This is a genomic window from Maricaulis alexandrii, assembly GCF_005871165.1.
Classification (GTDB): domain Bacteria; phylum Pseudomonadota; class Alphaproteobacteria; order Caulobacterales; family Maricaulaceae; genus Maricaulis; species Maricaulis alexandrii.
The window spans coordinates 600,946-618,990 of the sequence record NZ_SWKP01000003.1 but is presented as its reverse complement, the minus strand read 5'-3'; the positions used below and the strand labels follow the sequence as shown (position 1 = coordinate 618,990).

Here is an 18,045-nt window from a genome sequence, read left to right as displayed (position 1 = left end):
GCGAAGGCAGGGGACCGGCCTGCGCCGGGCATCCATCCGGGATGACAAGGCGTGGGGTTCCGATAATCTCCCCCCATGACCCAAACCCCCACCATCCGCCCCATGACCCGCGATGAAGCCTTTGCCCATATCAGGCTGGCAGACGCGGAAGGCTGGTTCCCGGGTTATCATGACGACGAGGCCTTTTGGGCCTGTGATCCGGAGGCCTTCATTGCGGCCGAGCTGGAGGGCGAGATCATCGGGGGCGGGGCGATCACGGCCTATGGGGATGCGTACGGTTTCATGGGGCTGTTCATCATGCAGCCGGAGATCCGGCGCCAGGGGCTGGGCACGCAGCTCTGGCAGGCGCGGCGGGACCGGCTGATCGCGCGGCTGAAACCGGGCGCGGTGATCGGCATGGATGGCGTGTTCGAGATGGCGGACTGGTATGCCAGGGGCGGCTTCGTCTTCTCCCATCGCAATCTGCGCTATGAGCGCGCCTGGCCGGCGGATTTCACGGTGGCGCCAACCGCCGAACAGGTCGTGCCTCTGGCGGATGTGCCGTTCGAGGCGCTGACCGAATACGACCGCACCTGTTTCCCCGGCCCGCGCGAGGCCTTCCTGAAGGCCTGGATCTCCCTGCCGGAGCGCAAGGCGGTCGGGCTGGTGCGGGACGGCCGGCTGGCCGGCTATGGCGTGATCCGGCGTTGCGGCAAGGGCTGCAAGATCGGGCCGCTCTTTGCCGATGATGCGGAAGGGGCCGAGGCCGTGTTCCAGTCGCTGGCGGAATTCGCCGCCGGTGACACGCTGATCCTTGATGCCCCGGAGAACCAGTCCGGCGCCCAGGCCCTGGTGAAACGGCATGGCCTGAGCGAGACATTCGGCTGTGCCCGCATGTATCTGGGTGGCGTCCCGGACATGGCTCATGAGCGCGTGTTTGGCGTCACGACTTTCGAACTGGGCTAGTCCGCGAACTGTCCTGCCTTGCTTTCAACACAGTTCCGGCCCATAAAGACGTCACTCGATCTTGAATGCCGAATCTTCCGGCCACGGCCTTGCGCCGTCGCTCTGACGCTCTTCCTTCCAAAATCGACACTCGGGCTCCCTCGGCACTCGGCCGCTTGGGCCCACATTCACGTGACTGATTGAAAGGATCTCGTCATGGCTACTGGTACCGTTAAATTCTTCAATACCACCAAAGGCTTCGGTTTCATCGCTCCGGATGATGGCGGCACGGACGTTTTTGTCCACGCCACCGCAGTCGAGCGCGCCGGCATGCTGCCGCTGACCGAAGGCCAGAAGCTCAGCTTCGAAGTGGTCCAGGACAAGCGCAGCGGCAAGAGCGCTGCTGACCAGCTGGAAGCCGTCTAGGCTGACAGCGCATTTGCGCGCCGGATGCCGGCCGCGCAGATCAGAGACGATGAAGGGGCCGGGCATCAGTCCGGCCCCTTTTCTTTTATCTCCCAGGAGAGGAGGACCGAGCATGGTCCGCAAGATCGAAGACGATGTCTTCAAGCTGAAAACTGGCCCGGTGAAGAACAAGGCGGAAATGACCGATCAGGTCGTCCGGGATATTCGCCAGGCTGAAACCGATGAGCGTACCGCGCTCACCCGCAAACTCCGCGAGGCCCGTCTGGCCCGCGAGGCAGCCGAACCCGCGCCCGAGCCGGCCAAGAAGACCGTTCCGCAGCGCCCCCGCTTTCGCGTTTACTGACCGGTCGGGGCCCGGGCCCCTGGCCCCGGGCCTTGCGCTCAGGCCTCGGCCATCTCCCGTTCCAGCGTCCGCTTTGCTGCCGGCCGGTCGGCACAGCGTGCCACCCAGTCCCGGATGCGCGGATTGTCGGGCAAGAGGTCGCTGAACCATTGGAACGGGCTGGAGCAGAGCAGGTCGGCGGCCGAATAGCGCTCGCCCAGCAGATAGGGGCGCGTTTCCAGCGCGTCTGACAGACGGGCCAGCATGGCCTCCATGTCGCGCAGGCTGGCCGACACCATCGGATGGCTCAGCCCGGCCGCATGCAGGATGAAGACCGGCTCCATCACACCCTGATAATAGAACAGCCAGGACAGGTATTCGCCGCGCTGCGGACTGCCCTCGATCGGGCCCAGACCGGCTTCCGGGTACTGGTCCGTGAGATAGAGGACGATGGCGCCGCGTTCCCGGACCGTATCCGTGCCATCGACCAGGAAGGGGACTTTTCCCTCGGGATGGGGATTGGCCGGGTCGGTCTGGCCACTGCCGTCCTGGCGGGGAATCGAGACCTGGCGGATGTCCACATCGGCACCGAGCTCATCGATCAGGGTGACAATGCCCGAGGAGCGGCTCATCGGGGCGTGGAAGAGGGTGGGCATGGCGTTTCTCCTTTGTGATCCCAGGGCCGTGTCCTAAACCCTGCCTGCTGACAGATTGCGGCAGGAGAAAAGCGTGGCCCGCACAGATCGTCTGATGCGCCTTCTGGATTTGATGCGCCGCCTGCCGGCGCCGGTGACCGCGGCCCGGCTGGCCGAGGAGACCGATGTTTCCCTGCGCCAGCTCTATCGCGACATCGCCACGCTGCGGGCGGGTGGAGCCCTGATCGATGGGGCGGCCGGGGTCGGCTATACGCTGACCGAGGATCCGGCCCTGCCGCCACAGAGCTTCTCCCGTCTGGAAATCGAGGCGCTGAGCCTGGCCATCAGCTCGCTGGAGCGTATCGGGGATGACAGCCTGACCCGGGCCGGCCAGGACGCGCTGGCGCGGATCATTGCGACCCTGCCGGATACACAGTCACAACAGGCCCTGCACTCGGCCATGCGGGCCTGGTACCCGACGGATACGCGGCCGGAGGTTCGCATCGATCTCGATCTCTTGCGCCAGGCCTGCTGGGACGAGACCAGCTTGGTGATGCGCTATCGGGATCTCAAGGACCAGGTGTCCGAACGGGAGATCTGGCCGCTGGGCCTGTCCTATGGTGAGGGCACGCTGATGCTGCTGGCCCATTGCCGTTTGCGGCGGGATTACCGGGTATTCCATGTCGCCCGTATCGAAACGCTGGCTCCGGGGACGGAAAACTTCCGGCCGCGCCGCGTTGGCCTGCTGCGCGACTATGTGGCCCTTCGGCGGAGGCAGGCGAAATCGCGCTGAGCTAGCAGGCCAAAGCCGTCAGGCGTTCGCGCAGGCGGGTTTTGGCGAAATCCAGGAAGACCCGCATCTTGGTGGGCAATGTACCGCGCGCCGCATGCAGGAGATGCACGGGCAGACGAGCCGGTTCATGGTCGTCCAGCAGGATCCGCAATTGGCCGGTCTGCACGGCCTCGGCGCATTGATAGCTCAGCACCCGGGTGACACCGACACCGTCGCAGGCGGCCTGGATGGCCGGAGCCGCTGCGGACACGGTCAGGCGCGGCTGCGGGCTCACGTCCCGGGTCTTGCCGTCAGCCCCGGTGAAGGACCAGCGCCCGCCCGGTGAGAGAATGTCGAAATGCACGCCGGGCAGGGCGGACAGGGCGTCGGGGGTTTTCGGCGTGCCGTGGGCCGCCAGCAGGTCGGGCGCGGCGACCACGACGGTGCGTACCTCCCCGATCTTCGTTGCGATCAGCCCGCTGTCCGGCAGGGGGCCGATCCGCACGGCCATGTCGATATGGTCATCCATCAGGTGGAGATTGCGGTCGGACAGGGTCAGCCGGACATTGATCTGTGGGTAGGCGGCCAGGAATTCCTCCACCACGGGCAGGGTGTGGAGATGGCCGAAACAGACCGGGGCGGTGACGGACAACTCACCGCGCGGCGTGTGGAACTCACCCGAGGCCGCCTGCTCGGCCTCCTCGACCTGGTCCAGGATGCGGCGGGCCGAGGCCAGATAGGCCTGCCCGGCATCGGTCAGGGCGAGGGTGCGCGTCGTCCGGTTGAGCAGGCGGGTGCCCAGATGGGCTTCCAGCTCGGTCACCTGACGGCTGACCGTGGCGAGCGGGATGCCGAGATCGCGGCCGGCTGCCGAGAAACTGCCCGTTTCCACCACCCGCACCAGGATCGACATGGCTTTGAGACGGTCCATGATAATTCCGATAATTGGAAAAGTGATTTCCGATTGTGCGGTATTATAATCAAAAATGAAATCTCTATTTCTCCCCGGCAAGACGCGGTCCAACCGGATCGCCCCGACCTTCAAGGAGAAAACGAATGTCCCGTCTGCCCATCCCCGATCTCGACAATGCCCCGGAAGCCTCCAAGCCGATCCTGGATGCCGTCCACAAACAGCTCGGCGTGGTGCCGAACATGTTCCGTCTCGTCTCGTCCAGCCCGGCTGTTCTGGAAGGCTTTATCGGCAATAACGGCGCCCTGGCCCGGACCCTGGACGTGAAGACCCGTGAGCGGATCGCGCTGGCTGTGGCACAGATCAATGGCTGTGAGTACTGCCTGTCGGCCCATACCTATCTGGGGCTCAACCTGGCCAAGCTGACGCCGGAAGAGATTGCCCGCAACCGGGCCGGCAGTTCCGGCGATGCCAAGGTCGCGCTGGCCGTCGGCTTTGCCGCGAAAGTCGTTCGTGAGCGTGGCCAGGTCAGCGATGCCGATATCGCGGCGGTTCGTGAGGCCGGCTATTCCGACAGCCAGATCATCGAGATCATCGCGCTGGCGGCCGAGAACGTCTTCACCAACCTGATCAACAATGTCGCCCGGACCGATATCGACTTCCCCGTCGTGTCGGTCACGGAAGCGGCCTGATCCCCTGCGGGCGGACCGGTCTCCGGTCCGCCCGTCTTCTTTGCCAGGTGATACGGACAGGAGGCTCGCCATGAGCTACGGATTTCTCGACATCGCCCGGACACCCAGCGTCCGGGCCGTGCAGGCGGAAATGGGCAGCGCCCATGTCTTCGACCATTTCCAGGGTGACCGCGCCTTTGATGCCTTCACCCGCCATGAGATGGATTTCATTGCCGCGCGCGACAGCTTTTACATGGCCAGCGTGTCGGAAACCGGCTGGCCCTATGTCCAGCACCGGGGTGGTCCGGCGGGATTTCTCACCATCCTGGACGAGCGCACCCTGGCCTTCGCCGATTATCGGGGGAACCGCCAATACATCTCGACGGGCAATCTGCGCGCCAATGACCGGGTGGCCCTGATCCTTATGGATTACACCCGGCAGATGCGGCTGAAGATCTATGCGCGGGTGGAGTTCCTGCCCGTTGAGGCGGAGAGCGCCCTGGCGGGTGAGGTCCTGTCTGCGGACTACCGCGCCCGGCCGGAACGCATCGTCCTGCTGCGTCTGGCCGCTTTCGACTGGAACTGTCCGCAGCACATCACCCCGCGTTTCACCGAAGACGAGATCATCGAAAGCCTGCGGGGTGTCCGGGAGCGGCTGACCGGGCTGGAGGACGAGAATGCCCGCTTGCGGGCCGAACTGGCACTGGCCCGTCGGGACAATGCGGAGGACCGGACATGACCCGCGCCATCCGTCCGCCCCTGCCGCCCTTCGAGACACGGGAGGCGGCGGCCCGCAAGGTGCGCCTGGCCGAGGATGCCTGGAATTCCCGCGATCCGGAGGCCGTGGCGCTGGCCTATACGCCGGACAGTGAGTGGCGCAATCGCGACACTTTCCTGACCGGGCGGGCGGCGATCGTCGACTTCCTCACCCGCAAATGGGCCCGCGAACTGGACTATCGCCTGATCAAGGAAATCTGGGCCTGGCGCGACAACCGGATTGCGGTGCGTTTCGCCTATGAATGGCGCGATGCGGCGGGCCGGTGCTTCCGCGCGCACGGCAATGAGAACTGGGAATTCGCCCCGGACGGGCTGATGCGATGGCGCGTGGCCAGCATCAATGACCAGGCCATCGCGGACGCGGACCGGCTCTTCCACTGGCCCCAGGGCCGCCGGCCCGATGACCATCCCGGCCTGACGGAGTTGGGCCTGTGAGGCGGCGCCGGTCCGTGTGGGAATTGCGGATCACGCTGGCCCTGACCGTGCTGATCTGGTTGCCCGTCCTGGCCTGGCCGTCCGGCGAGGATGGCGGTGCGATGAACGCGCCGGCGGACCGGGGTCTTGCGGACGGACCGGTCAGTTCAGGACGGCCGTGACCGGGACCGTCCGGGGGGCCGGAAGGGCATCCGCCTCGGTCCCGACCAGGCTGGAAATGTCGTAGCGCTGGACGATCACGGGGCTGAGCCCGCTCACAACCGAGGAAATCGGATTGAACTGGGCGGGCTCATAGACCGTGATCAGATCCATCATCTGCCAGCGCAAAACCACGAAGTCTTCCGTCGTGTCGTTGGAGACCGTCTCGGATGAATAGGCGGTGCTTTCCTCTTCCACCGTGACCTGCTGGAAGTGGCTGGACTGGGCATTCAGGCTGCCGGACAGGCCCGCCGAGACCGGTCCCCAGCCGATCTGTCCGTTGACGCCGATGGAGGCCGCCACGGATTCTTCGCTGGAAGAGGTCGATTGCCGGCCCGAAGCGGTCGAATAGCTCACGGTCCGCGATTCCCCGACCACCAGGCTGTAACTGTCACCCTGAAGGTTCCAGTACTGCTCACGGGTGATGATATTCCCATTGGGCAGGAGGTTGGTCCCGACCATGACCAGGGGCGAGTTCACGGGCACCAGGATCTCGGTCGTCGGTTGCGGAATCGGGCCGATATCATTGGGCGGTGTCAGCACGGATGGGGCGACGGCGATATTGCTCACGGAGCCCGAAAGGGTGAATGAGCAGATGAAGCTGCCCGACATCAGACAGGTGACGATGATCGCGTCGCCTTCCGTGCCGGTAATCGTGGCGCCATTGTCATGTCCGATGGTCTGCACGAATTGCCGGGACCCGGTGCTGGTGGTGGCGTAGAGATTGATGCTGAAGGCCAGATTGTTGGAGAGCTGGACACTGACAGTGGTGTCGCTTTCCACCGAGGCAAGCGTGCCGGAAACCGCCTGCTTGTAGATCGTTCTCATCGCCATCTTCCCCGATTGTCATTGTGAAACCGGACGCTAGCAGTCGCTGAATTGCGGTGCAATCTGGAATGGAGTGAGAAAATCAGGCACGCTCAAGCCGTATGGTATTTGGGTTTGGCGGTGCAGGTCCGTCACAAGGCGATTCAGGGGAGGGCGCATGCCCGTACGCGGTGTGGACTTTCTTTCAGTGGGCTTCTGGAACGTCGAGAAGCACACCTCTGTGACGCTGGATGAGAATGCTCCGCTGGGCTATCGGGCCCCGGCCTCCACCCAGTACCTGATCGACCAGATCATGGATTGGTACCGGCTGTCCAAGTTTGACATTCTCATCATGGCGGAAGTGCCTGACGCGAAAGGCAAGGGCGATGCCTTCGCCCAGACGATCGCCAACCGCATCAATACGATCGGATATCCCAGGCCCGGCATGCGTGGCGGTTTTCGCTGGTCCGAAACCCGGGAACAGAGAAAGAGTGTCTGCAATTTCGCCTATGTCTGGGATGAAGAGGTCGATGGGCTGACCGGGCTGGGAGACCGGACGGATTTCGTCTGGTTGCCCGACCACGCGCGTCCGATGATCGAAATGGATGCCGGGCGCGCTGTCATCGGCGGGATCCATGCCAAGGCGGCCAATCACGAGGCGGCGATGCGCCAGATCGTGGACTGCTGTGGGGAACTCGAAGGCTGGAAGAAGCCGGCCGCCCTGATCGGTGACATGAATGTCGGGTTCAAGAGCATTCCCGCGCACGACAAAATGATCCTGAATTCAATGGGATGGGAAGCCGTGCCACCGGGGCTGGCAGAGACGCACAGGTCCCGCAATCCGCGATACAAGCCCAAGGTTCTGGACTATATCTGGCGCGGTGACCTGGCGGGCACGGTTGAGGCCACGCCGCCCTTCGACCCGTACATGTGGTGGCAGGAGAATGATCACGCGCCCATTCAATACACCATTGCCTTTGGCGCGCAGGATGACCCGATGGAGCTCTAGCCGCCTGGTCGGGCCCGTGCGCTAGAGCAGCGCCTCGATCTCGCTGCGGATCTTTTCCGGCGTGTCCTGCGGGCCGAAGCGTTTGACGACCTGTCCCTCGCGATCGACCAGGAATTTGGTGAAATTCCACTTGATGGATTTGGAGCCCATCAGGCCCTTCGCTTCCGCTTTCAGGTATTCATAGAGCGGATGGGCGCTGGGGCCGTTGACGTCGATCTTCGCAAACATGGGGAAGGTGACGTCATAGGTCAGCTTGCAGAAATTGGCGATTTCCTCGGCATCGCCCGGTTCCTGCTTGCCGAACTGGTTGCAGGGAAAGCCCAGCACCTTGAACCCCTTGTGCGCCAGATCGGCATGCAGGGTTTCCAGACCTTCATACTGGGGCGTGAACCCGCATTTGGAGGCTGTGTTCACGATCAGGAGCACATCGCCCTTGAACTCAGACAGCGGGACGTCCTCGCCGGACAGTTTGGCGGCATTGAAATCATAGATGGATGCCATCGGGGTTCTCCGCAGGCTTGAGCAAGACTTCCCGGAAATATGGGCAGATTCGCCCGCTTTCGCGCGAGGCGGGAATTCCCGGACAGCACATCCATAGAAATAATTCATGGACGGGTTAGATGTAATTGATTTGACGTATGGAGCGCCCGGGTCCACCGTGGGCACACACGGAGGAAATCCCAACACAAGATCGGAGCGATCATGGACGACAGCAGCAAATGCCCCGTCATGCACGGCGGCCTCACCGAAAGCGGCAAATCGGTTGTGGATTGGTGGCCCAAGACCCTCAATCTCGACATTCTCCACCAGCACGACACCAAGACGAACCCGCTGGGTGAAGACTTCGATTATCACGAGGCGCTCAAATCGCTCGATTTCGACGCGCTCAAGAAGGACATGCACGCCCTGCTGACCGACAGCCAGGACTGGTGGCCGGCCGATTATGGCCATTATGGCGGCCTGATGATCCGTCTGGCCTGGCACTCCGCCGGTTCCTACCGCCTGGCTGATGGCCGCGGGGGTGGCGGCACGGGCAATATCCGCTTCGCACCGCTGAACTCCTGGCCGGACAATGGCAATCTGGACAAGGCGCGGCGCCTGCTCTGGCCGCTCAAGAAGAAGTACGGCAACAAGGTCTCCTGGGCCGACCTCATCCTGCTGGCCGGCACGGTCGCCTATGAAAACATGGGCCTGAAGACCTATGGCTTCTCCTTCGGCCGTGAGGACATCTGGGCTCCGGAGAAGGACACCTATTGGGGCGCCGAGCGCGAATGGTTGCCGCCGTCGGATACGCGTTATGAAGACGTGATGCGTCCGGAAACCATGGAAAACCCGCTCGCTGCCGTGCAGATGGGCCTGATCTATGTGAACCCGGAAGGCGTCAACGGCAAACCCGATCCGCTCAAGACCGCCGCCCAGGTCCGCGAGACCTTTGCCCGCATGGCGATGAATGACGAGGAAACCGCGGCCCTGACCTGTGGTGGCCACACGGTCGGCAAGGCGCACGGCAATGGTGATGCCGACGCGCTGGGGCCGGAGCCGGAAGCCGGTGATGTCCAGGACCAGGGCTTTGGCTGGCTGAACCCGAACATGGACGGCAAGGCGGCCAATGCGGTCACCTCCGGCCTGGAAGGCGCCTGGACGACCAATCCGACGAAGTTCGACATGGGCTATTTCGAGCTCCTGTTCGGCTATGAGTGGGAACTCAAGAAGAGCCCGGCCGGTGCCAATCAGTGGCAGCCCGTCGACATCAAGGAAGAGCACATGCCGGTGGATGCGACGGACCCGTCCGTGCGCCGCATGCCGATCATGACCGATGCCGACATGGCCATGAAGATGGACCCGGACTATCGCGCCATCTGCGAGAAGTTCATGGCGGATCCGGACTACTTCAAGGACACGTTTGCCCGCGCCTGGTTCAAGCTGACCCACCGCGATATGGGTCCGCGGACCCGCTATATCGGCCCGGATGCGCCGAAAGAGGATCTGGTCTGGCAGGACCCGATTCCGGAAGGCAACAAGAAGATCAATGTCGACGCCATCAAGAAGGACATCGCCAATGCCGGCCTGTCCGTGGCCGAACTGGTCTCCACCGCCTGGGACAGCGCCCGGACCTTCCGCGGCTCGGATCTGCGTGGCGGGGCCAATGGGGCCCGTATCCGCCTGGCGCCGCAGAAGGACTGGGACGGCAATGAGCCGGACCGTCTGGCCAAGGTGCTCGGCGTGCTCGAGCCGATCGCCAGCAAGCACAAGGCGTCCATCGCCGATGTCATCGTCCTGGCCGGCAATGTCGGTCTGGAACAGGCCATCAAGGCGGCGGGCTACAAGGTGGCCGTGCCCTTCGAGCCGGGCCGTGGCGATGCCACGGACGAGCAGACCGATGCGGACAGCTTCTCCGTCCTGGAGCCGCTCGCCGACGGGTTCCGCAACTGGCAGAAGGCCGACTATGTCGTCGAAGCCGAGGAAATGCTGCTCGACCGGGCCCAGCTGATGGGGCTGACGGCGCACGAAATGACCTGCCTGATCGGCGGCATGCGTGTGCTGGGCACGAACCATGGCGGCACCAAGCATGGCGTGTTCACGGATCGCGAAGGCGCCCTGACGACCGACTTCTTCGTCAACCTCACGGACATGGCGAACAAGTGGGTGCCGTCCAAGGATGGTCTCTACGAAATCCAGGACCGCAAGACCGGCGCCACCAAGTGGACGGCGTCGCGTGTGGACCTGGTCTTCGGCTCGAACTCCATCCTGCGCGCCTATGCCGAGGTCTATGCCCAGGATGACAGTGGCGAGAAGTTCGTAAAGGACTTCGTGGCCGCCTGGACCAAGGTGATGAATGCCGACCGGTTCGATTTGCACTGACCGGTTCATCAACCCACAACTTTATGACAGGGCGGGGCTTCGGCTCCGCCCTTTTCATGTGTAAGACACCTGCGCAGGCCTCTGGCCTCGCCTCCGGGCCGGCCTTAGAAACCGCGTCCGAATTTGGAGACCCGCATGTCCGACAAGACGCTTGAGCGTATCGAAGCCCTGGAAGCGCACCTGGCGCATACCGAAAAGGAAATCGAGGACATGAATTCCGTCATCCTGGTCCAGCGTGAGGAAATCACACGGATCACGCGTCGTCTGGACAAGCTGATGGGCCGTGTCGAGACGCTGGAAGACCTGGCGCCGGGGCCGGAAGCCCACAAACCGCCGCACTATTGAGGCGATCGTCTCAGCCCTTGGGCTGGGCCAGGCCGAGGGTCGGCATTTCTTCCCAGGGATCGGTCGCATCGGACCCCTGATAGCGGCTGGAATTGACCTTCGGGTCCACCGCCCATTCCTGCAATACATCCTCGTCGGCCGGTGAGAGCAGGGCCTCAGAGCCCGTTTCCACCCAGGCCTGCATGTCGTCGGGCTCCAGGATGACCGGCATGCGGTCATGGAAGTGCGACATGAAGCGATTGGCGGCGCAGGTCAGGATCACCGTACTGGTCGTGATCTCGCCGGTCTCCGCATCCGTGTGGTCTTCATAGAGACCGGCCAGGAAGAGCGGCTTGCCGTCCTGGCGCGTGAAATAATGCGGTTTGCGCTCGCCCTTCTTGCCGGTCCACTCATAGAACCCGCTCACCGGGATGATGCAGCGGCGCTGTTTGAAGGCGCTCCGGAAGAAGGGGCGTTCGGCGGCGCTTTCACTGCGGGCATTGAAGGCGCTGGGCAGGTCCTTGAACGGCTTCTTCCACCAGGCCGGCACCAGGCCCCAACGGGCGCGGGTCAGTTTCAGCCCGTCATTCTCCGGCATCAGGGCCCAGATCTCGCGCGTCGGGGCGATATTGTATTCCGGCTCGAAATTCGAGGCGCCGGGCATGAACATCGAGAAATAGCCTTGGAGTTCTGCCCAGGTCCAAAGCTGTGTAAAGCGTCCGCACATGGTCCGGCTCCTGATCGCCCCGCCAGTCTTGGCCGCAGCGGCGGGACTGGCAAGGGCGGGCAGGCAGGTGGCCTCGCCGCTGTGTCAGGCGAGGGGAAGGTAGATGTCCGAGCGCCATTCCTCTGGCGGGCGGGTCTCCGGATCATCGACATAGTTCACGAAGAGCGGCCGGTCGCCCAGAACCTCCTCGGCCTCGATCATTCGGGCATAGAGACGGTCGATACTGTCGTGCAGGCTGTCATAATCACCGACATGACGCAGGCGCGCATGGCGCCCGCCATCGACGGCCAGGATATCGACCCCGTCCGGTGCGGGCCTGTCGCCGACATCGATGGCGCAGTCGAACGCCAGACGCTCCGGCGCGGCAAAGCGCGGATCCTGGTGCCACACGCCCCAAATGCCGCGCAGCGCATCCATCGGCATGGTTTCGAAGACCCGGCCGAACAGGGCTTCATAGGTTTCGTTGAGTTCCGCATAGGCGCCGATATTGCGGATCGCCAGGAGCCGCAGAGGATCGGTCGAGACGATCTCCACCGGCATGGCAGTCCCGTCCGGCGTTTCCGGCTTGAGCAGGCGCGCCATCAGGGCCGGATCGCGGCGCAACTGGCTGGCCGTGCCGCCGGTCGCCGACCGGACGGCGCGGGCATAGCTCTGCGAGGTGGAATAGCCGGCGGCACCGGCGGCCCGGGTGATGCTGGCCGTTTCGTCGCCCAGCTCCGGCAGGGTGCGCGCCAGACGGACCCGGCGCAGCGTCTCGGTCAGGGTTTCCCCGGTCATCAGGCGGAAAACGCGGTGGAAATGGAAGGAGGAGAGAGCGGCAATACCGGCCAGCTCCTCCAGGTCCAGGCTCTCGGGCGCGCCCGATGTTTCGATGTGCGCCAGAACGCGGTCGATGCGATCGGCATAGCGGGCGCGGTTATCGGGTCTCATGGAAGGATCCTCCTGTGGGTCAGTCTAGATCATTCCACCCGGTCCGCACCCGCCTGGCGTTCCCGTTCTTGCGGTATTGGGAGTCAGAACGGCAATTGTGTGAAGTCCGGCAGGTCGACCGTGATGTCATGCACCATGACCGGCTCTGCGCGCATGAAGGTGTGGATCACATCATGGACCTCCGGTGAGCTCATGAAGAGATTGTGGCCGGCATTGTGGACCAGGACCTGCGTGGCCTGGCTGAGCCCGGCGACCGCCTCGGCCTGGCCTTCCGGATAGGTCCGTCCGTCCAGCGTGCCGGTCAGAAGAAGGACAGGCGTGTCGCCGGTCGGCGGTGTGCGGAACGCATCACCCAGATCGAACCCGTCCCAGGCGCCGCGGATCTGCGGCATGGGGAAGTTGAGATAGGCGCCGAGCAGGCTGTCCCGGGCCTGGGCCTCGACCGTGGCGAGGCGGGCGTCACCGATTCCGGACGCCAGATCCATGGCCGTGGGCATGGCGCGCAGGGTGATCGGTTCGCCCGGCGTGTGGAAGCGTTGCAGCAGGCCGATGGCGAGGCCGGGTTCGCCCGCATCCAGGCTGGCATAGAGGGCCAGCATGATCCGCGCCCAGTTCGGGTCGGAAATCAGGCCGGCGGCATATTCCTGCAAATGGTGACGCTGCAGCAGGAAGGGCGCCATCGATCCGTCCGCTTGCGGGATTTCCAGCGGCATGGGGTTCGCCTCCAGCCGGGCATGGACCCGGCGCATCAGGCCGGCAATGTCCGGATAGGCGGCACGGGCGGCGGGCTGGCTGTCCACCGCAGCCTGGAGGCGCGCGATATAGGCATCCGTGCGGGCGGGGAGTTTCACGGTCTGGTCCAGGCCTTCGGCGCTGGCGATGACCACGCGGCCGATCTCGTCGGGTATCTCGTCGAGCGCGGCGAGGGCGAGGTGACTGCCATAGGAAATCCCCCACAGATCAATCTGCTCGGCACCCAGATGCGCCCGCAGGTCCGACAGGTCGGCGACGCTGTCGCTTGTGGTATAGCCGGTCAGGTCCACACCTTCTCCCTGCCAGAAGGCCCCGCATTCCTCGACCGCTGCACGATAGGCCGATGCGATCTCGTCATCCGTGGCCGGTTGGGTGTCGGCGATCACCACCGAGGACGTGCAGGCCGGCAGTTCGGTACTGTCGCCCGTGCCACGCTGGTCAAAGGCGATGACATCACCGTGCTGGCGCATCTGCATGAAAAGCTCGAACCGGTGGGCGCGGGCCGTGGCACTGCCGGATCCGCCGGGGCCGCCGGCGAGATAGACGATGGGATGACCCGGCGTGTCGGTCGTGGCCGGGAAGCGGACATAGCTCACCCGGATCATGCGGCTGTCCGGATCGGCCCGGTTCTCCGGCACGTCGAGATGACCCTGGAAGGCGGCCACACTGTCGCCGGACTGGGCGGTGAACTGGATCGGGGTCTCTTCGGCCAGGGTGACCGGGGCTGCGAGCGCGGTCCCGGCGAGCGACAGGGCGAGGCAGACGGGTTTGATCAGGGACATGGGTTTCCTCTCAATGGGGCTGGCCCCCAAACTGGAAAATGCCCGCGTGAAATCACGGTCCGATCTGTCAGCGGCTGTGACAAACCGGTCAGCGGCATCGGCGTTCGGTGAACGGCGCGCTATTCTGGGTGGATGAAATCGCTTTTCGTGTCGGCGCTTGGCGCCATGCTCCTGTTTGCCGGTCTGTCCGGCAGTCCGGCTGATGCCCAGCCGCCAGCCGCCCATGGCGGGCTGGTTCTCACTGTCTGCCCGCCCGGTCCCGATGGCGGCCGGCCTGACCGGTTCGACGGTCCGGACTGCGAGCAGACCGGTCTGTATTCACTCGACACCCAGAATCGCGAGCTCTGGGTCGAGACCGTCCTGCCGGTTCGTGACACAGACCTGGCCGGCCGTACCCCGTTGGGCCTGGTCCTGTCCGGCAAGGCGGCATCGGAAGTCTGGCTCAACGGGCACGCCCTGGGGCGCAATGGCCAGCCCGGCGCCAGCGCCCGGGAGGAGATCCCGGGGCGGATGGACGCGATCTTCTATGTCCCGCGGGCCTGGCTCCAGCCGGAGGGCAATCGCGTTGTCCTGCACCTGTCCGGCCATCACAGCCATGTCCGGCTGAATGCGCCCATGCATGCACTCGGACTGATCCCCTATACGCAGCTGACCGATCTGATCGCCATGCATTACTGGCCGGCCCTGGTGACGCTGGGCTTCTTTGTTCTGGGCCTGGTCTTCTTCGGTGTGATGGCGTGGCGGGGCGAGGCGCGGGAAAGCTCGGTCATCCTGGCCCTGGCCTCTTTCTGTGCCGGGGGACAGCTCGTCTGGGAAGTCTCGCGCGGCGTGTTCGCCTATCCCTATCCCGTGCATGACATCCGCCTCATGGCGATTGTCGCCTTCGCCTTTGCCTTCGGGCTGTGCCTCAACGCCTATTTGTTCAAGACCCTGTCCGGCTATTCGGCCCGCATGCGCAGCCTGATCCTCGCCGGTCTGGCCTTGGTCATGCTGGCCATTGTCGCGACGGCAAGCGGGTTTGACGGCAAGACGGGGTTCGCCCTGCTCGCCGCCCTGGTGCACGGGGCGGGCTGGAGCCTGTGGTGGGCCCTGCGCGGCAAGGCCGGCGCCTTCAGTCATTTTGCCGTGTTTGCCGGCCTGGCCGTGCTGATCCCGATCTTCGGCGGCCGCTTCCTGGATCTCTATCTCTATGTCGGCAGCGCCGGCATCCTGCTCTTCCTGTTTTACCGGCAGGCACAGGCCCTGGTGCGGGCGCGCCGGGAGCGGCTGGCGGAACAGACCCGGGCCAGCCGGCTGGAAACCGCCCTGGCCGAAGCGCGCCAGCGGGCCGCACCGGCCCAGCTGCAGCTCGTCAGTTCCGGGCGGGTGGAATATGTCTCCACGGACCGGATCGTGCAGCTCAAGGGCGCGGGCGATTATGTCGAGTTGCACTATGCCGACGGCCGCACGGCCCTGTTCAACGGCACGCTGGCCGGGCTGGAGGCCGAACTGCCGGAAACCTTCCTGCGCGTGCACCGCTCCCATATCGTGAATACCGCTTTTGTCAGTGCGCTGGAGCGGGATGCCGGCGGGGTGGGGCGCCTGACCCTGTCCCAGGGCGAGGAGGTGCCGGTCAGCCGTCGCATCATGCCGAAAGTCCGCACGGCGCTGGCCGCGCCCGCTGCGGGCGGATGATCACTGGCCCGACCCGGCGCACCCCGCTAGTCTGCGCCACGGAGACAGGGGGAGCCCATGCATCGATATGTCATCGCCGCCGTGCTGGGCGGACTGGTCTGGATGAGTGCGGCGCCCGCAGACGCCCAGGCCGCGCCGCCGCTCTACCGGGTGGTGAATGTCGACGCGCATGACACGCTGAACATCCGGGCCACGCCCAGCCCGACATCGGCGATCATCGGGCAATTGGCGCCGACTGCCCGCTCCGTCGAGGTGCTGGAAACCCGGCATGGCTGGGGCCGCATCCTCAGCGGGGAAGGGTCCGGCTGGATCAGCCTGGCCTATCTGGACGGGATGGAACGGCCGAGTGTGGCCGGGTTCGACGCACCGGCCGGCCTGCACTGCGCCGGGACGGAACCCTTCTGGGGTGTCGCAATCAATCCGGATGGATCGGCGGTCTATCATGACATGATGACGCTGGGCGAAGACCGGGCGGTGGCGATCACCGACGCCCGGACGGCGCGCGGCCGGTTTGCGCCCTTCATCTATCATTTCGACGGTGAGCTGACGGGCATGGCCCTGATCCGGCCCGCCCAGTGCTCCGACGGGATGAGTGAGCGCGACTATGGCTGGGAAGCCATGATCGACATGCGCGACGAAACCGGTGCGCGCCTCATGGAAGGCTGTTGCTGGACCCCGGTCGAGACCGGCTGAACCGGCGGCTGCATAAAAACCGGTCTTTGTGCATCCAGACCGGCATCCGGCGGCAACTCAGGGACAAAGGGCGCAATCAGGCGCTTCAAGACTGCGAGGACGACATGGATTTCCTGTTTCATTATTGGTGGCTGCTGTTTCCGCTGGGCTGGTTCGTGGCTGCGGGCTGGGGCAGTTTCATGCGTTACAAGCGCCACCAGTCCAAGATCGACCTGATCAAGACCTACACCGCCGCCGGCAAGGAGCCGCCGTCCGAACTCCTGGCCTCGCTCGACAAGCCCGACGATGGCCGCCACGACTGGCATGAGGAAGACGGGGGCAGCGGCGATGGCAGCTCGTCCAACGCCTTCCTGGTCATCCTGTTTGCCGGTCTGGCCGGCGTGTTCGCCTATGCCGGCTATGCCGGCCTGCTGGGCGATGTCCGGGAGGAATTGTACTTCGTTGCCATGATCCTGGGCGTGCTGTCGCTGGCCTTCCTGGTCGGCGGCCTGTTCAAGGGCAAGCGTCGCCGGCACGACTGATGACCGGGCAGCCCACGGACGCTGCGCTGGTCGCGGCGGCCCGGTCGGGCTCGGACGCAGCCTTCGCGCGGATCGTCGACCGTTACCAGTCGCCGGTCCGCAGCTTCTTGCGGCGGATCTGCGTCTATGAGTCCGATGCCGACGACATCGCCCAGGAGGTCTTTCTGACCGCCTGGACCCGGCTGCGCCTGCTGGATGATGGCCGCAAGCTGAAATCCTGGTTGTTCGGGATTGCCTGGCGGCAGTCGAAGATGACGGCCCGCTCCATGGCGCGCCGCCGCAATCGGGACCAGGCCTGGCATGACGTTCAGGATCAGGCCGAGAGCCCGGATCGTGACATGCATCTGGCCATGCAGCAGGCCCTGACCCGGCTGCCCGAAGACCAGCGCGCCGCCGTGGCCCTGTGTCTGGCGGGCGGCTGGACCCATGCCGACGCGGCCCAAGTCTTGGAAATGCCGCTGGGTACGGTAAAATCCCATGTCAGCCGGGGACGCACCCGGCTGATGGAGATCCTTGGAGTGAGCGGATGACACGCGAACCCGAACAGCAAACCGATCCACTCGCCGCCTTCTTCCAGGCGGGAGAGGTGCCGTCCGTCGACCCGGCTTTCCGGATCGAGGTGATGGAGGCTGTTGCCCGCCGCCGTTTCCGCATCGGCCTGGCCGTCCGCGCCGCTGTTCTGGCGGGTCTCGTTGTGCTGGCCGGCCTGCTCATGCCGGTCATCGACCAGCTGGCCGTTTCGCTGGGGGCGCCCTTGCTGGAGCTGCTGGTGGTGCTGCTGGTCACCGGCTTGGTGGCCTATGCCGGCCAGGCCTGGCTGCGCCGCAATCCTGACAGGCCGCTCCTGCGCTGGCGCCGTTTCCGGATTTTCTGAGCCGGAGCCGCCGGACGTT

General features: G+C 64.8%; 23 protein-coding genes. 16 read left to right on the top strand and 7 right to left on the bottom strand.

Annotated features, from left to right (window positions below):
• Positions 1-75 precede the first annotated feature (75 nt).
• From FCS99_RS03090 to FCS99_RS03080, 3 genes are all read left to right on the top strand, one after another.
• A complete protein-coding gene (locus tag FCS99_RS03090; protein WP_138510425.1) occupies positions 76-945 on the top strand; it encodes a GNAT family N-acetyltransferase in 870 nt (289 codons plus the stop codon).
• Between the two features lie 195 nt (positions 946-1,140).
• On the top strand, positions 1,141-1,350 hold the full coding sequence (locus FCS99_RS03085; protein ID WP_138510423.1) for a cold-shock protein: 210 nt from the start codon (positions 1,141-1,143) through the stop codon (positions 1,348-1,350).
• Between the two features lie 112 nt (positions 1,351-1,462).
• Positions 1,463-1,693, top strand: a complete 231-nt coding sequence (locus FCS99_RS03080) for a hypothetical protein (RefSeq protein WP_138510421.1) — start codon at positions 1,463-1,465, stop codon at positions 1,691-1,693.
• Between the two features lie 38 nt (positions 1,694-1,731).
• On the opposite strand, the gene FCS99_RS03075 is transcribed toward FCS99_RS03080, so the two are convergent.
• Entirely contained in the window at positions 1,732-2,328 is a 597-nt protein-coding gene (locus tag FCS99_RS03075) for a glutathione S-transferase family protein (protein WP_138510419.1), read from the bottom strand.
• Positions 2,329-2,401: 73 nt separating this feature from the next.
• Here FCS99_RS03075 and FCS99_RS03070 point away from each other — a divergent pair, with 73 nt between their 5' ends.
• Positions 2,402-3,100, top strand: coding sequence for a helix-turn-helix transcriptional regulator (locus FCS99_RS03070; protein WP_138510417.1), 699 nt, complete (start codon positions 2,402-2,404; stop codon positions 3,098-3,100).
• A 1-nt stretch (position 3,101) separates the two neighbouring features.
• On the opposite strand, the gene FCS99_RS03065 is transcribed toward FCS99_RS03070, so the two are convergent.
• A complete protein-coding gene (locus FCS99_RS03065; protein ID WP_138510415.1) occupies positions 3,102-4,010 on the bottom strand; it encodes a LysR family transcriptional regulator in 909 nt (302 codons plus the stop codon).
• Between the two features lie 125 nt (positions 4,011-4,135).
• Here FCS99_RS03065 and FCS99_RS03060 point away from each other — a divergent pair, with 125 nt between their 5' ends.
• The 4 genes from FCS99_RS03060 (at position 4,136) to FCS99_RS16075 (ending at position 6,033) form a co-directional block, all read left to right on the top strand.
• Positions 4,136-4,681, top strand: a complete 546-nt coding sequence (locus tag FCS99_RS03060) for a carboxymuconolactone decarboxylase family protein (protein ID WP_138510413.1) — start codon at positions 4,136-4,138, stop codon at positions 4,679-4,681.
• 70 nt (positions 4,682-4,751) lie between these two features.
• Entirely contained in the window at positions 4,752-5,399 is a 648-nt protein-coding gene (locus FCS99_RS03055; protein ID WP_138510411.1) for a pyridoxamine 5'-phosphate oxidase family protein, read from the top strand.
• Positions 5,396-5,872 carry a nuclear transport factor 2 family protein gene (locus FCS99_RS03050; RefSeq protein ID WP_138510408.1) on the top strand — a complete coding sequence of 159 codons (477 nt, stop codon included), beginning with the start codon at positions 5,396-5,398 and terminating at the stop codon, positions 5,870-5,872. The genes FCS99_RS03055 and FCS99_RS03050 overlap by 4 nt, the downstream gene beginning before the upstream one ends.
• Positions 5,869-6,033, top strand: a complete 165-nt coding sequence (locus tag FCS99_RS16075) for a hypothetical protein (protein WP_171036217.1) — start codon at positions 5,869-5,871, stop codon at positions 6,031-6,033. Before FCS99_RS03050 ends, FCS99_RS16075 begins: the two co-directional genes overlap by 4 nt.
• Here FCS99_RS16075 and FCS99_RS03045 read toward each other — a convergent pair.
• A complete protein-coding gene (locus FCS99_RS03045) occupies positions 6,014-6,898 on the bottom strand; it encodes a hypothetical protein (protein WP_138510406.1) in 885 nt (294 codons plus the stop codon). The genes FCS99_RS16075 and FCS99_RS03045 overlap by 20 nt on opposite strands.
• A 157-nt stretch (positions 6,899-7,055) precedes the next feature.
• Between FCS99_RS03045 and FCS99_RS03040 the strand changes: the two genes are divergently transcribed.
• Complete coding sequence (locus tag FCS99_RS03040; protein ID WP_138510404.1) at positions 7,056-7,886, top strand: hypothetical protein; 831 nt, start codon at positions 7,056-7,058, stop codon at positions 7,884-7,886.
• A gap of 21 nt (positions 7,887-7,907) precedes the next feature.
• On the opposite strand, the gene FCS99_RS03035 is transcribed toward FCS99_RS03040, so the two are convergent.
• Positions 7,908-8,387, bottom strand: coding sequence for a glutathione peroxidase (locus tag FCS99_RS03035; protein ID WP_138510402.1), 480 nt, complete (start codon positions 8,385-8,387; stop codon positions 7,908-7,910).
• A 201-nt stretch (positions 8,388-8,588) separates the two neighbouring features.
• On the opposite strand from FCS99_RS03035, the gene katG reads away from it, so the two are divergent.
• Positions 8,589-10,748: a catalase/peroxidase HPI gene (gene katG, locus FCS99_RS03030; protein WP_138510400.1), complete on the top strand. Its 2,160-nt coding sequence runs from the start codon at positions 8,589-8,591 to the stop codon at positions 10,746-10,748.
• Positions 10,749-10,883: 135 nt separating this feature from the next.
• Positions 10,884-11,093 carry a SlyX family protein gene (locus FCS99_RS03025; protein WP_138510399.1) on the top strand — a complete coding sequence of 70 codons (210 nt, stop codon included), beginning with the start codon at positions 10,884-10,886 and terminating at the stop codon, positions 11,091-11,093.
• Between the two features lie 10 nt (positions 11,094-11,103).
• Here the strand turns inward: FCS99_RS03025 and FCS99_RS03020 are convergent, their stop codons facing one another.
• The 3 genes from FCS99_RS03020 to FCS99_RS03010 form a co-directional block, all read right to left on the bottom strand.
• Complete coding sequence (locus FCS99_RS03020) at positions 11,104-11,799, bottom strand: SOS response-associated peptidase (protein WP_138510397.1); 696 nt, start codon at positions 11,797-11,799, stop codon at positions 11,104-11,106.
• Positions 11,800-11,883: 84 nt separating this feature from the next.
• A complete protein-coding gene (locus FCS99_RS03015; RefSeq protein ID WP_138510395.1) occupies positions 11,884-12,729 on the bottom strand; it encodes an AraC family transcriptional regulator in 846 nt (281 codons plus the stop codon).
• A gap of 83 nt (positions 12,730-12,812) precedes the next feature.
• Positions 12,813-14,264: an alpha/beta fold hydrolase gene (locus tag FCS99_RS03010; RefSeq protein ID WP_138510393.1), complete on the bottom strand. Its 1,452-nt coding sequence runs from the start codon at positions 14,262-14,264 to the stop codon at positions 12,813-12,815.
• Between the two features lie 132 nt (positions 14,265-14,396).
• Here FCS99_RS03010 and FCS99_RS03005 point away from each other — a divergent pair, with 132 nt between their 5' ends.
• The 5 genes from FCS99_RS03005 to FCS99_RS02985 all read left to right on the top strand — a co-directional run bounded on the left by FCS99_RS03005 (position 14,397) and on the right by FCS99_RS02985 (position 18,026).
• Entirely contained in the window at positions 14,397-15,938 is a 1,542-nt protein-coding gene (locus FCS99_RS03005; protein ID WP_138510391.1) for a LytTR family DNA-binding domain-containing protein, read from the top strand.
• 57 nt (positions 15,939-15,995) lie between these two features.
• Entirely contained in the window at positions 15,996-16,631 is a 636-nt protein-coding gene (locus tag FCS99_RS03000; RefSeq protein ID WP_138510389.1) for a COG3650 family protein, read from the top strand.
• Positions 16,632-16,735: 104 nt separating this feature from the next.
• Positions 16,736-17,152, top strand: coding sequence for a hypothetical protein (locus FCS99_RS02995; RefSeq protein ID WP_138510386.1), 417 nt, complete (start codon positions 16,736-16,738; stop codon positions 17,150-17,152).
• A complete protein-coding gene (locus tag FCS99_RS02990) occupies positions 17,152-17,682 on the top strand; it encodes an RNA polymerase sigma factor (RefSeq protein ID WP_138510384.1) in 531 nt (176 codons plus the stop codon). Before FCS99_RS02995 ends, FCS99_RS02990 begins: the two co-directional genes overlap by 1 nt.
• The gene (locus tag FCS99_RS02985; protein WP_138510382.1) at positions 17,679-18,026 is read left to right on the top strand and encodes a hypothetical protein; all 348 of its coding nucleotides are present in this window, start codon (positions 17,679-17,681) and stop codon (positions 18,024-18,026) included. The genes FCS99_RS02990 and FCS99_RS02985 overlap by 4 nt, the downstream gene beginning before the upstream one ends.
• Positions 18,027-18,045: the final 19 nt, after the last annotated feature.